General features: G+C 74.7%; 16 protein-coding genes. 2 read left to right on the plus strand and 14 right to left on the minus strand.

Going from position 1 to position 12,722, the window contains the following annotated elements; translation table 11 throughout:
* Window positions 1–23 precede the first annotated feature (23 nt).
* Together GA0070614_RS07205 and yczR are read right to left on the minus strand one after the other, a co-directional pair.
* Window positions 24–1,325, minus strand: a complete 1,302-nt coding sequence (locus GA0070614_RS07205) for a low temperature requirement protein A (RefSeq protein ID WP_088975216.1) — start codon at window positions 1,323–1,325, stop codon at window positions 24–26.
* 83 nt (window positions 1,326–1,408) lie between these two features.
* Window positions 1,409–2,866, minus strand: coding sequence for a MocR-like transcription factor YczR (yczR, locus tag GA0070614_RS07210; RefSeq protein WP_088975217.1), 1,458 nt, complete (start codon window positions 2,864–2,866; stop codon window positions 1,409–1,411).
* A gap of 58 nt (window positions 2,867–2,924) precedes the next feature.
* Here yczR and yczE point away from each other — a divergent pair, with 58 nt between their 5' ends.
* A complete protein-coding gene (yczE, locus tag GA0070614_RS07215) occupies window positions 2,925–3,599 on the plus strand; it encodes a membrane protein YczE (protein WP_231933571.1) in 675 nt (224 codons plus the stop codon).
* A 38-nt stretch (window positions 3,600–3,637) separates the two neighbouring features.
* Window positions 3,638–4,099 (plus strand): hypothetical protein, encoded by a 462-nt coding sequence (locus tag GA0070614_RS07220; protein ID WP_088975218.1) that lies wholly within the window; start codon window positions 3,638–3,640, stop codon window positions 4,097–4,099.
* A 56-nt stretch (window positions 4,100–4,155) separates the two neighbouring features.
* Here GA0070614_RS07220 and hisF read toward each other — a convergent pair whose 3' ends face one another.
* The 12 genes from hisF to hisD form a co-directional block, all read right to left on the minus strand.
* A complete protein-coding gene (hisF, locus tag GA0070614_RS07225; RefSeq protein WP_088975219.1) occupies window positions 4,156–4,923 on the minus strand; it encodes an imidazole glycerol phosphate synthase subunit HisF in 768 nt (255 codons plus the stop codon).
* 75 nt (window positions 4,924–4,998) lie between these two features.
* Window positions 4,999–5,997 carry an NADP-dependent oxidoreductase gene (locus tag GA0070614_RS07230; RefSeq protein ID WP_088975220.1) on the minus strand — a complete coding sequence of 333 codons (999 nt, stop codon included), beginning with the start codon at window positions 5,995–5,997 and terminating at the stop codon, window positions 4,999–5,001.
* A 49-nt stretch (window positions 5,998–6,046) separates the two neighbouring features.
* Complete coding sequence (locus GA0070614_RS07235) at window positions 6,047–6,478, minus strand: organic hydroperoxide resistance protein (RefSeq protein ID WP_088979293.1); 432 nt, start codon at window positions 6,476–6,478, stop codon at window positions 6,047–6,049.
* A gap of 5 nt (window positions 6,479–6,483) precedes the next feature.
* On the minus strand, window positions 6,484–6,930 hold the full coding sequence (locus tag GA0070614_RS07240) for a MarR family winged helix-turn-helix transcriptional regulator (RefSeq protein ID WP_088975221.1): 447 nt from the start codon (window positions 6,928–6,930) through the stop codon (window positions 6,484–6,486).
* Between the two features lie 206 nt (window positions 6,931–7,136).
* Window positions 7,137–7,553, minus strand: a complete 417-nt coding sequence (locus GA0070614_RS07245; RefSeq protein ID WP_088975222.1) for a RidA family protein — start codon at window positions 7,551–7,553, stop codon at window positions 7,137–7,139.
* A complete protein-coding gene (gene priA, locus GA0070614_RS07250; protein ID WP_088975223.1) occupies window positions 7,550–8,278 on the minus strand; it encodes a bifunctional 1-(5-phosphoribosyl)-5-((5-phosphoribosylamino)methylideneamino)imidazole-4-carboxamide isomerase/phosphoribosylanthranilate isomerase PriA in 729 nt (242 codons plus the stop codon). Before priA ends, GA0070614_RS07245 begins: the two co-directional genes overlap by 4 nt.
* Before the next feature lie 16 nt (window positions 8,279–8,294).
* Window positions 8,295–8,618 carry a hypothetical protein gene (locus GA0070614_RS07255; RefSeq protein ID WP_088975224.1) on the minus strand — a complete coding sequence of 108 codons (324 nt, stop codon included), beginning with the start codon at window positions 8,616–8,618 and terminating at the stop codon, window positions 8,295–8,297.
* Between the two features lie 93 nt (window positions 8,619–8,711).
* Complete coding sequence (hisH, locus tag GA0070614_RS07260) at window positions 8,712–9,338, minus strand: imidazole glycerol phosphate synthase subunit HisH (RefSeq protein WP_088975225.1); 627 nt, start codon at window positions 9,336–9,338, stop codon at window positions 8,712–8,714.
* A gap of 52 nt (window positions 9,339–9,390) precedes the next feature.
* The gene (locus GA0070614_RS30510; RefSeq protein ID WP_172892387.1) at window positions 9,391–9,564 is read right to left on the minus strand and encodes a hypothetical protein; all 174 of its coding nucleotides are present in this window, start codon (window positions 9,562–9,564) and stop codon (window positions 9,391–9,393) included.
* A gap of 58 nt (window positions 9,565–9,622) precedes the next feature.
* On the minus strand, window positions 9,623–10,234 hold the full coding sequence (gene hisB / locus GA0070614_RS07265) for an imidazoleglycerol-phosphate dehydratase HisB (RefSeq protein WP_088975226.1): 612 nt from the start codon (window positions 10,232–10,234) through the stop codon (window positions 9,623–9,625).
* A complete protein-coding gene (locus tag GA0070614_RS07270) occupies window positions 10,231–11,304 on the minus strand; it encodes a histidinol-phosphate transaminase (RefSeq protein WP_088975227.1) in 1,074 nt (357 codons plus the stop codon). Before GA0070614_RS07270 ends, hisB begins: the two co-directional genes overlap by 4 nt.
* Entirely contained in the window at window positions 11,301–12,623 is a 1,323-nt protein-coding gene (hisD, locus tag GA0070614_RS07275; protein ID WP_088975228.1) for a histidinol dehydrogenase, read from the minus strand. Before hisD ends, GA0070614_RS07270 begins: the two co-directional genes overlap by 4 nt.
* Window positions 12,624–12,722 lie beyond the last annotated feature (99 nt).

Below are 12,722 nucleotides of genomic sequence, written 5' to 3' on the forward strand. Positions count from 1 at the left end.
GCCGCCGATCGGCGGCACGCCCGTCAGAAGTGGTGCCGCCGCCAGGAGTTCGCCTCGGCCTCCAGCGCGGTCTGCTCGTCCATCGCCGTCTCGCGTACCCGGCGGCGGACCTGTGCGGTGGCCCGCAGCTGCACCAGCACCACGACCACCACGGCGGCGGTCAGCAGACCCAGCGTGGTCAGCACGGGCAGCCGGTACGCGGCCGGGATGAGCAGCACGAGCAGGACGGCGGCCGTGGTGAGGACCCGGTCGAGCCGGCGGAACACCCGCAGCTGGATGGCGACCAGCGCCAGCAGGTAGAGGATCACCCCGCCGTACAGCACGAGCAGGACCAGCCCGTTGAGCTCGTCGCGCGCGGCGGACGAGGGGTCCTTGATCACCCCGGCCAGGAGCTCCTTCAACCCGAGGGCGAACAGGATGATCCCGACGATCAGCGGCAGGTGCAGGTAGGTGTAGACGTCCCGGGCCATCGGGATCCGGGCGCGCCCCCGTACGCCGTGCAGCACCTGTTCGACGGCGAAGGCCAGCACGTCGAAGTAGAGCCACCAGAGCGCCGCGATGATCGCGATGCCGAACACCGCCGCGGCGATGACCGGGATGCCGATGGGGCGGCCGGCGCGGCTGGTCGTGCCGATACCGAGCGCGATCACCGACTCGCCGAGGGCCACCAGCACGATGAGCGCGTGCCGCTCGGCCCAGTGCCCCACCGAACGCAGCCGCCACCCGGTGCGGGGCAGCAGGAGCCCGACGCCGTACTCCATCGCCAGCGCGACCGTCCAGAGCCCGATGCGGACGTTCTCCACCGCCGCGTCGGGCACCACCCGCTGCGGCACCGTCGCGGCGATCACGATGACCAGCGCCCCACCCATGGTGGGCGCGGTGAGCAGCAGCGAGCGCGCCCTCGGCGCCCTGCTCCACCCGGCGGTGCTCCAGAGCGCGACCACCTTGACCACCCAGGTGGCCAGGTAGGCCAGGGAGAAGACCCACGGGCCGTAGAGCCCACCGGGCTCGTCCCTGAAGGCCACCGCGGTGGTCAGCGCGAGCACGAAGATCGCCGCCATGATCGAGAACCCGACCAGCGGCATGACACCCTGGTCGGCGCGGAGGATGTTGCCGACCGCGGCGAAGCCGGTCCAGCACCACCAGAGCAGCGCCAGCACGAACATCGCCTCGACCAGGTGCCGGGCGTTCAGGTCCGCCGCGGTGAGCGTGGTGACGTTGAGGAACGCGAAGACGAAGACCAGGTCGTAGAAGAGTTCCAGCCGGGTGACCCGGGTGCCGGGCCCACCCCAGCTGACGAGCCGGTTCCGGACCGATGTCCCCACCCGGGCAGTCTGCCCACCGGTACCGCGCCGGCGGGCCGGATCGACCGGAGGGCACCCGTCCGGGCGGCGTCGGTGCCCGGGCGTCAGGCGATGACGGTCGCCTCCCGCCACTGCGGGCGGGCGGCCCGGTCCAGGTCGTACCGGACGTCGGCGAGCCGGCCCACCGCCTCGACCAGGTCGACCGCGGGCAGGGTGAAGGGCAGCCGGAGGAAGCGCTCCAGCGTCCCGTCCAGGCCGAACCGGGGGCCGGGCGCCAGCCGGACGCCGACCTCCTCGGCGGCGCGGGCCAGCGCGCTGGAGATCGGGCCGTCCAGCTCGGCCCAGAGGGTGACCCCGCCGCGGGGGGCGGTGACCCGCCAGTCCGGCAGCCGCTCGGCGAGCGCGCCGAGCAGCGCGTCGCGCTGGGCGGCGAGCTGACGGCGGCGGGCGGCGACGATGGTCGGGGCGTCGGCGAGCAGGTGCACCGCGACGAGCTGGTCCAGCACCGGGCTGGCCATGTCGACCCCGACCCGGGCGGCGGCGAGCCGCTGCACCTGCGGCGCGGAGGCCCGCACCCAGCCGATGCGCAGCCCGCCCCAGTAGGGCTTGCTCATCCCGCCGATGGAGACCACCCGGGAGTGCCGGTCGAAGGCGGCGGTGGGCGGCGGCAGCTCGGTCCCGTCCAGCGGGAGGTCCACGAACGACTCGTCGACGACCAGGTCGGTGCCGGCGGCGTGGGCGGTGGCGACCACCCGTTCGCGTAGCTCGGCGGGCATCAGGTGACCGGTCGGGTTCTGGAAGTCGGGGATCAGGTAGGCCAGCTTGGGCCGGGTCTGCCGAATGCTGCCCAGCAGCAGCTCGGCGTCCCAGCCGGCCCCGTCGGCGGCGAGGCCGTGGGTGGCGATCCGGGCCCGGCGCGCCGAGAGCGCGGCCAGCGCGTTGGGGTAGGTGGGCGACTCCACCAGGACGCTCCCGCCGGGGGCCAGCGCCAGTCGCAGCACCAGGTCGAGCGCGTGCTGGGTGCCGCTGGTCACCATGATCTGCTCGGCGCTGGTGGGCAGCCCCCGCTCGGTGTACGACCGGGCGATCGCCTCGCGCAGCTCGATGATGCCGGTCGGGTGGTAGCCGGCGCCGCCGAGGTAGCGGGGCAGGTCCTCGGTGGCGGCGCGGGCCGCCGGGACGAGCTGGGGCGGGGCGGCGAGCGCGGCGACCCCGAGGTCGATCATGTCGCGGTCGTCCAGCGGGGTCCAGAGTCCGGTGCTGGCGACCCGGTGGGTGCCGGGCAGCATCGTCCAGCTTCCCGCGCCGCGCCGGCTGGCCAGGTGCCCGCTCTCGCGCAGCTGCCGGTACGCGGCGGTGACCGTGGTCCGGCTGATCCGCAGCGCCTCGGCCAGTTCCCGCTCGGCGGGCAGGCGTACTCCCAGCGGGAGCCGGCCGTCGGCGAGCAGGCCGCGGACGGCGGCCGCGAGCGCGGCGTAGTCCGGACTGCGGCGACGCCCCGGCAGGGCGTGCCACTGCCCGAGCAGTCGCGCCAATTGGCTGCCCCGCACCTGGCTGGTCACGGCCACCTCCCGGAAATTGGCTCTTCTCTTACGAGGATTGGCCCCTAGGTTGGCATGTGTGGCAGTGATTGGCAATCTCCGGCACCGACCGGTACGGCGACTGGCCCAGCTCTACACCGGGCTGGTCCTCTACGGCGTCAGCATGGCCCTGATGATCCGCTCCGGGCTCGGGCTGAACCCGTGGGACGTCTTCCACCAGGGGCTGTCCCGGCAGACCGGCATCTCGGTGGGCACGGCGAGCATCCTGGTCGGCGCGGCGGTGCTGCTGCTCTGGATCCCGCTGCGGCAGCGGCCCGGGCTCGGCACGGTCAGCAACGTCGTGGTGATCGGCCTGGCGGTGGACGCCACCGTGGCCCTGCTCCCCACCGGGCTGCCGCTGCCCGCCCGGATCGGCCTGCTGGTCACCGGCATCGTCGCCAACGGCGCCGCCACCGGTCTCTACCTCGGCGCCGACCTCGGCCCCGGCCCGCGCGACGGACTGATGACCGGGCTCGTCGCCCGCCGCCCCGGCTGGTCGGTACGGCTGGTCCGCACCGCCATCGAGGTGCTGGTGCTGGCCTCCGGCGCGCTGCTCGGCGGCACCGCCGGCCTCGGCACGGTCGCCTACGCGCTCGCGATCGGGCCGCTGGTGCAGGTGTTCACCCCGATCTTCGCGGTGGCGCCCCGGCCCGTCCCCCGCACGCCCCTGCTCGCCACCCCGCTGACCTGCACCGATGCCCCAGCGGAAAAGTAGGTGTTTTCTCCGCCGACGGCGCCGGGCATCATTCCTGCATGGGGGAGAACGGATGGCGCTGGACGGACGCATGGATCTTCGTATCGCTGGTGATCGCGAGCGGCGCGGGGCGGCACCGTCGGGCGGCCGACTCGCGGCGTCCGGAGGGCGTCCGGCTCGCTGACGTCATCTCCACGGCGGACCACCTCAACCAGGCCATCCCGGACCGCCACGACGTCGAGACGGCGGTGCGCCGGCTGGTCGGCGCGGGGCTGGTCAGCGTGAGCGACGGCTGGTTCCGGATCACCCCGGACGGGGAGCGGCTCTGGCGGACCAGGCCGAGCGCGGGCGTGGGCACCACGGTGGACACCGTCCAGGGGGTGCTGGTGCGCCGGCACCGCGCCCCTGGCGAGGCCGACTGGCACCTGCCGGAGGACGACCACGCCGCCGCGGTGCAGGAGTACCTGGTCCGGTCCATCCCGGCGCCACGCCGCTCGCCGGAGGGCCACACCGGCCGCTGAGGCTCGGCGGCCGAGGCGGCCCCGCGAGACTCAGGGCCAGGATGCCCGGCGAGAACTCAGCGGGTGGGGTGGCCGGCGGCCTTCAGCGCGTCCTTGACCTCGCCGACGGTCAGCTCACCGAAGTGGAAGACGCTGGCCGCGAGCACCGCGTCCGCGCCCGCGCCGATCGCCGGCGGGAAGTGCGCCACCGCGCCCGCGCCGCCACTGGCGATCACCGGCACGTCGACCACCGCGCGGACCGCCTGGATCAGCGCCAGGTCGAAGCCGGCCTTGGTGCCGTCGGCGTCCATCGAGTTGAGCAGGATCTCCCCCGCGCCCAGCTCGGCGCCGCGCCGGGCCCACTCGACCGCGTCGATGCCGGTGCCCCGGCGACCGCCGTGGGTGGTGACCTCGAAGCCGCTCGGCGTGCCGCCGGCCGGGGCCCGCCGCACGTCCAGCGAGAGGACCAGCACCTGCCGGCCGAACCGGTCGGCGATCTCGGCGATCAGCTCCGGCCGGGCGATGGCCGCGGTGTTCACGCCGACCTTGTCGGCCCCGGCGCGCAGCAGGGTGTCGACGTCGGCCACCTGCCGGACGCCCCCGCCGACGGTGAGCGGGATGAACACCGACTCGGCGGTGCGCCGGACCACGTCGAGCATGGTGCCCCGGTCGCTGGAGGAGGCGGTCACGTCGAGGAAGGTCAACTCGTCCGCGCCGGCGCGGTCGTACGCCGCCGCCAGCTCCACCGGGTCACCGGCGTCGCGCAGGTCGAGGAAGTTGACCCCCTTGACCACCCGACCGGCGTCCACGTCCAGACACGGGATCACCCGCACCGCCACCGTCATGTGCTGAAGCCTATCCAACGGGTACGCGGCGACGACCGGCCTGTGAGGCCGGCCACCGCCGCGCGCCGTCCGGGTTCAGAGCCGGACGAGCATCTTGCCCAGGTTGTCGCCGCGCAGCACGCCGAGGAACGCCTCCGGGGCGTTCTCGATGCCGTCGACGACCGTCTCGTCGTACGAGAGGCTGCCGTCGCGCAGCCAGCCGGCCACGTCCGCGACGAACTGCTCCCGCAGGTGGCCGTGGTCACCGACGAGGAAGCCGCGCAGGGTGAGCCGCTTGCCGATGAGCAGCGCCAGGTTGCGCGGCGCGGCCGGCGCCTCGGTGGCGTTGTACTGCGCGATCATGCCGCAGACGGCGGCCCGGCCGTGCAGGTTCATCGCGCCGATGGCGGCCTCCAGGTGCTCGCCGCCGACGTTGTCGAAGTAGACGTCCACGCCGTCCGGGGCGGCGGCCTTGAGCTGCTGGTACACCGGGCCGTCGTGGTAGTCGAAGGCGGCGTCGAAGCCGAGCGCCCGCAGCCGCTCGACCTTGGCCGCCGAGCCGGCGCTGCCGACCACCCGGCCGGCGCCCTTCAGCTTGGCGATCTGGCCGACCATGCTGCCCACCGCGCCGGCCGCGCCGGAGACGAAGACCGTCTCCCCCGGCTTCATCCCGGCCACGTCGAGCAGCCCGGCGTACGCGGTCAGCCCGGTCATCCCGAGCACGCCGAGGTACGCGCTGACCGGCGCGAGGCTCGGGTCGACCGGGCGGGCGGCCTTGGCGTCGAGCAGCGCGTACTCGCGCCAGCCGAGCCCGTGCAGGACGGTGTCGCCGGGCTTGATCCCGTCGGCCTCGCTCGCCACCACCTCGCCGACCGCGCCGCCGTCGAGCGGGGCGTCGAGCGCGAACGGCGGGACGTAGGACTTGACATCGTTCATCCGGCCCCGCATGTACGGGTCGACCGACATGAACTGGTTGCGGACCACGATCTGGCCGGGCCCGGGGGTGGGCACATCGGTCTCGACGAGGCGGAAGTTGTCGGCGGTCGGCCAGCCCTGCGGGCGGGAGGCCAGGTGGATCTCACGGTTGGTGCTCATCGGAGTTCGTCCTTTCGTACGCGAGGTGTCGACGGGCCTGCGGTGGCGCTCAGGCCGACGCGGCCTCGCGGACGGCGAGGGCGACCTCGACGTTGCCCCGGGTCGCGTTGGAGTACGGGCAGACCTGGTGGGCCGCCTCGACCAGCTGCTCGGCGGCGGCCCGCTCGACGGCCGGCAGGTCCACCACGAGGGTGACGGCGAGACCGAAGCCGCCGCTGCCGTTCGGGCCGATGCCCACCTCGGCCTCGACGACCGAGCCGGAGACGTCCGCCTTGCTCCGGCGCGCGACCAGGCGCAGCGCGGAGTGGAAGCAGGCCGCGTAGCCGGCCGCGAAGAGCTGCTCCGGGTTGGCCGCGCCGCCGGCGCCGCCCATCTCCTTCGGCACCGCCAGGTCGAGGTCGAAGGTGCCGTCGGAGGTACGGACGTGGCCGTCCCGGCCGTCGCCGGTGGCGAGCGCGGACGCGGTGTAGAGCACCTGCACGGGGATCACTGCTCCTTCTGTCGGTGGATCGTCTCGGTGACCCGGGTGAGGGTGTCGCGCAGGGCGATCAGCTCGGCCTCGCCGAGGCCGGTGGCGCGGGCGACCCGCAGCGGCACCTCGTCCATCCGCTGCCGCAGGGCCACACCGTCGGCGGTGAGCCCCACCTCCACCCGTCGCTCGTCGCGCGCCGAGCGGGTCCGGACCACCAGGCCCGCCGCCTCCAGCCGCTTGAGCAGCGGGGAGAGCGTGCCGGAGTCCAGCCGCAGCGCGGCGCCGAGCTCGGAGACCGTGGGGGCGTCGTCGCCGTGCTCCCAGAGCACCAGCAGCACCAGGTACTGCGGGTAGGTCAGGCCGAACTCGTCGAGGATGGGCCGGTAGACGTCGGTGAGGGCGCGCGACGCGGCGTAGAGCGCGAAGCACACCTGTCGACGCAGCACCAGATCATCGGTCACGACGAGAACCGTAGCGTGCAATTAAGTTGTGCACAATCGATCACCCCGAGACATGACCGCCGCCACACCGCACAGCCCGCCGCTCCGCGCACCGTTCGCGGCGTGTCGCGGTGTCCCGGGATCGGGACACCGCGACAGCCGCAAACCGCGTCGGCACCGCCGGAGGTCCGGCCCGGCGGGACGGAGCGGGACGGTGGCACGGCGGTTCAGGCGGCGGGCAGGTACGCCTCCAGCTCCACCTCGACCAGCAGGTCCGGGTCGATCAACCCGGCCACCACGACCATCGTCGCCGCCGGGCGGACCGCGCCGAAGACCGCGTTGTGTGCCCGGCCCACCTCGTCGGCGTAGAGCCGGTCGGTGACGTACATCCGGGTCCGGACCACGTCGGCCGCGCTCGCGCCCACCTCGGCCAGCGCGTCCAGGGCGATCCGCAGCGCCTGGGCGGTCTGGGCGGCGGCGTCCCCGACGTGGGCGACCGCCCCGTCGACCGTCGACGTGCAGCCGGCCGTGAGCACCCGGTCGCCGGCCCGCACCACCCGCGAGTAGCCGTACAGCGCCTCCCACGGGCCGCCCGAGCCGAGCCGGGTGACGGTCGGGCCACCCGGCACGGCGGCCTCGGTCACGCCGCGGCCCGCAGCGTCTCCAGCGCCTGCGCCACGGTGAACGCGCCGGCGTAGAGCGCCTTGCCGGCGATCACACCCTCCACGCCGACCGGCTCCAGGGTGGCCAGCGCCCGCAGGTCGTCCAGGGTCGAGACGCCGCCGGAGGCGATCACCGGGGCGTCCGTGCGGGCGCAGACCTCACGCAGCAGGTCCAGGTTCGGCCCGCGCATGGTGCCGTCCTTGGTGATGTCGGTGACCACGTACCGCGACGCGCCGGCCTTGTCCAGCCGCTCCAGCACCTCCCACAGGTCACCGCCGTCGCGGGTCCAGCCGCGGGCGGAGAGGGTACGGCCGCGCACGTCCAGGCCGATCGCCACCCGGTCGCCGTACTCGCCGCAGATCCGGTCGCACCACTCGGGGTCCTCCAGCGCGGCGGTGCCGATGTTGACCCGGGCCGCCCCGGTGCCCAGGGCGGCGCGCAGCGACGCGTCGTCGCGGATGCCCCCGGACAGCTCGACCTTCACGTCGAGCCGGCCGACCACGTCGGCCAGCAGCGCGGCGTTGGAGCCCCGGCCGAACGCGGCGTCGAGGTCGACCAGGTGGATCCACTCGGCGCCGTCGGACTGCCAGGCCAGCGCGGCCTCCAGCGGGTCGCCGTACGCGGTCTCACTGCCGGCGGCGCCCTGCACGAGGCGGACGGCCTGGCCGTCGGCGACGTCCACGGCGGGCAACAGGGTGAGGCTCAACTCTCTATCTCCTCGGTCAGATCCGACGGTCCAGCGCGATCACCACGATCGCCGGCAGGACCAGCAGCAGCAGGACGACCAGCACCAGGCGCAGCGCCAGGTCGTCGACGAACGCCCAGATGCCGAACAGGGCCGCCAGGGTCAGCCCCACGATGGCGGCCCGCTCCCCCCGGGTACGCCGGCCCACCCGCCCGGTGCGACCCCGCCGCCACTGCGGCGTGAGCCGACGCACCAGGGCCCGGCGACGCTGCCGGCGGGCGACCGTACGCTGGCGCGCCACGCGTTCCCGGGCGGCCTCGGCCTCCCGCACCGCGCGCCGGCGCGCCCGCTCCTTGCTCACCGGACGCCCCCCGGCACGGGCGGGCGGGACGACCCGGCCGACGGGCGGCGCCGCGCGACGCGGACCCCGGCGGACGGGCGACGGACGACGGACTCAGTCAACCGTGGCCAGCCAGTTGCGCAGCAGCACGGCGCCGGTGTCGGCGGACTTCTCCGGGTGGAACTGGGCCGCCGACAGCGCGCCCCGCTCCACCGCGGCGACGAAGTCCGTCCCGTGGTGGGCAGTGGTGACCGTCGCGCCGGACGCGACCAGCCCCGCGACGTCGTTCACCCCGTACGAGTGGACGAAGTAGAACCGGCTGTCTGCCGGCAGGCCGGCGAAGAGCACCGACCCGGCGGGCGCGTCGACGGTGTTCCAGCCCATGTGCGGCAGCCGCTCGGCGGGCAGCTTCGTCACCCCGCCGGGCAGCAGGCCGAGGCCCTTGGTGACCACCCCGTGCTCGTCGCCGTGCGCGAAGAGCACCTGCATGCCGACGCAGATGCCCAGCACCGGACGACCGGCGGCGACCCGCTCGGCGATCACCGGGCCCGCGCCGAGTTCCTCGATCCCCGCCATGCAGGCGGCGAACGCGCCCACGCCCGGCACCACCAGGCCGTCGGCCTCGGCGGCGGCGGCCAGGTCGGCGGTGACGGTCACGTCGGCGCCGACGCGCTGCAACGCGCGCTCGGCCGAGCGCAGGTTGCCCGAGCCGTAGTCGAGCACCACGATCCGCCTGCTCATGCCGTCACCCCGCTCCGCCCGGCGTACGTCACCGCACCGACGATCCGCCCGCTCACGAGCCCTCCCCCGGCAGCAGCCAGAGCACCCCGCCGATCGTCGCCAGCACGGCGAGCAGACCGGTGATCACCACCGCGCCCCGCGGCGCGCCCTGCCGGTGCAGGGACCACGTCCCACCGACCAGCACCCCGGCCAGGATCAGCAGCAGCGTCGGCAGCACCGAGCCCATCAGCGTTCTCCCTCGTTCGTGACCACGCCGCCGCGCCGCGCCGCACCGCGCGCGCCGGTCACAGCGCGCCCTTCGTGCTGGGCACCACGCCCGCGTTGCGCGGGTCGATCGCGGTCGCCTCGCGCAGTGCCCGGGAGACCGCCTTGAACTGCGCCTCCACCACGTGGTGGGCGTCCGGGTGGCCGCCGGGACGGGCGGCGCGCAGCACGTCCACGTGCAGGGTGATCCGGGCCGACTGGCCGAAGGACTCCCAGATGTGCCGGGTCATGCTGGTCGGGTAGACCGGGCCGATGTACGGCGCGAGGACCGGCTCGTCGTGCACCACGTACGGCCGGCCGGAGAGGTCGACCGCGGCCCGGACCAGCACCTCGTCCATCGGCACGGTGGCCGAGCCGTACCGCCGGATGCCGGCCTTGTCCCCCAGCGCCTGGTCGAACGCGGCGCCCAGCGCGAGCGCGGTGTCCTCCATCGTGTGGTGCGCGTCGATCTCCAGGTCACCGACCGTGCGGACGGTGAGGTCGAAGCCGCCGTGCCGGGCGATCTGGTGCAGCATGTGGTCGTAGAAGCCGACGCCGGTGCTGATCTCGGCCTGGCCGGTGCCGTCGAGGTCGAGCACGACCAGGACGTTGGTCTCCTTGGTGATCCGCTCGATCCGGGCGGTGCGACTCATGAGATCTTCTCCATTGCGGCGAGGAACGCGTCGGTCTCGGCAGGGGTGCCGGCGGTGACCCGCAGCCAGCCGGGCAGGCCGACGTCGCGGACCAGCACGCCCGCGTCGAGCAGGGTCCGCCAGGCCGCCGCCTGGTCGCCACCGACCTCGAAGAGCACGAAGTTGGCGTCGCTGTCGGCCACCCGGCGGCCCCGGGCGCGCAGCTCGGCCACGATCCGGTCCCGCTGCGCCATGATCGCGTCGACGGTGCCGAGCAGGGCGTCGCGGTGCGCCAGCGCCGCGCGGGCGGCGGCCTGGGTGAGCGCCGAGAGGTGGTACGGCAGGCGGACGAGCTGCACCGCCGCCACCACCGCCGGGTCGGCGGCGAGGTAGCCGAGGCGGCCACCGGCGAAACCGAACGCCTTGCTCATCGTCCGGGTCACCACCAGCCGGGGGTGGCCGGGCAGCACCGCCAGGGCGCTGACCGTGCCGGGGCGGGCGAACTCGGCGTACGCCTCGTCGACGACCACCATGCCGGGGGCGACGTCGAGCACCGCGGCGACCACCGCCGGGTCCAGCGCGGTGCCGGTCGGGTTGTTCGGCGAGCAGAGGAAGACCACGTCCGGGGTGTGCTCACGGACCTGGGTCACCGCCTCGTCGACGGTGAGCCCGAAGTCCACCCCACGGGCGGCCGGGATCCACCGGGTGCCGGTGCCGAGCGCCAGCAGCGGGTGCATCGAGTACGCCGGGACGAAGCCGAGCGCGCTGCGCCCCGGGCCGCCGAACGCCTGGAGCAGCTGCTGCTGGATCTCGTTGGAGCCGTTGGCCGCCCACACCTGATCGACGGTCAGCCCGTGCCCCAGGTACGCCGCCAGGTCGGCGCGCAGCGCCACCGCGTCCCGGTCCGGGTAGCGGTTGAGCTCCCGCAGCTCGGCCGCGAGGGCCTTGCCGATCGCCTCGACCACCGGCTCCGGCACCGGGTAGGAGTTCTCGTTGGTGTTCAGCCGCACCGCGACGTCGAGCTGCGGCGCCCCGTACGGCCTCAGGCCCCGCAGGTCGTCCCGGATCGGCAGGTCGTCCAGGGTGGTCACGGCGTCTCCCCCGCGAACCGGACGCTGACCGCCTGGCCGTGCGCGGGCAGGTCCTCCACCGTCGCCAGGGTGACCACGTGCGGGGCCACCTCGCGCAGCGCCTCCCGGGTGTACTCCACCAGGTGCACGCCGCGCAGGAACGACTGCACCGACAGCCCCGAGGAGTGCCGGGCGCAGCCGCCGGTGGGCAGCACGTGGTTGGAGCCGGCGCAGTAGTCGCCGAGCGACACCGGCGCCCAGGCGCCCACGAAGATCGCCCCGGCGTTGCGGACCCGCATCGCCCACTCCCGGGCGTTCTCGGTCTGGATCTCCAGGTGCTCGGCCGCGTACGCGTCGACCACCCGCAGACCCGCCGCCAGGTCGTCGACCAGCACGATGCCGCTCTGCTCGCCGCCCAGCGCGGTGCTCACCCGCTCGACGTGCTTGGTGGCCGGCACCTGCCGGGCCAGCTCCTCGTCCACCGCGTCGGCCAGCGCGAGCGACGGGGTGACCAGGACGCTGGCCGCGAGGGGGTCGTGCTCGGCCTGGCTGATCAGGTCGGCGGCGACGTGCGCCGGGTCGGCGGTGTCGTCGGCGAGGATGGCGATCTCGGTCGGGCCGGCCTCGGCGTCGATGCCGACCACCCCGCGCAGCAGCCGCTTGGCGGCGGTGACCCAGATGTTGCCCGGGCCGGTGATCATGTCGACCGGGTCGCAGCGCAGCGCGCCCTCGGGGTCGACCGCCGCGCCGTAGGCGAGCATCGCCACCGCCTGGGCGCCGCCGACGGCGTACACCTCGTCGACGCCGAGCAGCGCGCAGGCCGCGAGCACCCGCTGGTCGGGCAGGCCGCCGTTCTCCTTCTGCGGCGGGCTCACCACCACCAGCGAGCGCACCCCGGCGGCCTGGGCCGGAACGACGTTCATCACCACGGTCGACGGGTACATGGCCAGGCCGCCGGGGACGTAGAGGCCGACCCGGTCCACCGGCACCCAGCGCTCGGTGACCGTGCCGCCCGGCACGACCTGGGTGGTGTGGTCGGTGCGGCGCTGGTCGGCGTGCACCTTCCGGGCCCGGGTGATCGACTCCAGCAGCGCCGCGCGCACCTGCGGGTCCAGCGTCCCCTCGGCCTCGGCGATCACCTCGGCGGGAACCCGCAGCACCTCGGGGCTGACCCCGTCGAACCGCTCGCTGGCCTCCCGGATCGCCGGGTACCCATGGTCCCGGACCGCCTCCACGAGCGGGCGGATCCTCTCGACGGCCACGGAGACGTCGAGCTGGGCACGGGGCAGCAGGCGGCGCGGGTCACGGACCCCGCCGCGCAGGTCGATCCGATTCAACACCCTTGCGAGTCTAGGCGGCGCCCACGCGGGCGGCCCTCGCCGCCCGGACGGCGGGACGGTGAGCCGGGACACGCCGGACGCGGCGGATCGGGCTACGCT

Source organism: Micromonospora coxensis, assembly GCF_900090295.1.
Taxonomy (GTDB): Bacteria; Actinomycetota; Actinomycetes; order Mycobacteriales; family Micromonosporaceae; genus Micromonospora; species Micromonospora coxensis.